Genomic DNA, 272 nt, shown 5'->3' with positions numbered 1-272 from the left:
GGCTACGACCCGTCCTCCCCGGACGCGAACTGGGGTTGGGCCGGGGGTGCCGAGGGGGCAAGGGCGCTGCTCAGTGCGGTGGCCTCCTCCACCATCGGGGTGGCGGGCACCACCTTCTCCATCACCATCGCCGCGCTGACGCTGGCCTCGAACCAGATGGGGCCGCGGCTCTTGCGCAACTTCGTGCGCGACGCCCGCAATCAACTCGTGCTCGGCATCTTCCTCGGCACCTTCGCCTACGCGCTGATGGTGCTGCGCACGGTGCGCACCGT

General features: G+C 70.2%; 1 protein-coding gene. It reads left to right on the top strand.

The features are described from left to right. Positions 1 to 272 (top strand): DUF2254 family protein (locus tag AX737_RS23420; RefSeq protein ID WP_156453915.1); only part of this gene is annotated, 272 nt, incomplete at both ends.

Source organism: Methylobacterium sp. CCH5-D2, assembly GCF_001556475.1.
Taxonomy (GTDB): domain Bacteria; phylum Pseudomonadota; class Alphaproteobacteria; order Rhizobiales; family Beijerinckiaceae; genus Methylobacterium; species Methylobacterium hispanicum.
The sequence above is the reverse complement of the archived record's forward strand: the minus strand, read 5'-3'. Positions and strand labels throughout refer to the sequence as shown.